Raw genomic sequence first — 269 nt, forward strand, 5'->3', positions numbered from 1 at the left:
GCAGCTTGCTGGCGGTATACGGCGCGCTCGCGCTTGTCGTCGTTCTCGGGCACCAAATCACCATCCAGTCGCGCTGGTCACGCATTGCCGGTCACGGCTTTGCCGGAGCGTTACTGTTCTTTTTGCTCTCCAATTTCGCAGTCTGGCTGAGCAGCGGTCTGTACGCCCCCACCTGGGAAGGCCTGCTGAGCTGCTACACACTGGCCTTGCCCTTCTTTGGCAATTCCTTGGCCGGCACAGCCCTGTTTGGCTTCGCGCTCTTCGGCCTG

At 61.3% G+C, this 269-nt stretch carries 1 protein-coding gene; it reads left to right on the plus strand.

Translation table 11 applies throughout. The features are described from left to right. The coding region (locus tag ACZ2IA_RS23005) for a DUF6580 family putative transport protein (RefSeq protein WP_470294905.1) at positions 1-269 on the plus strand (269 nt) is incomplete at both ends.

This window comes from Crenobacter sp. CS_VA4 (assembly GCF_055597485.1).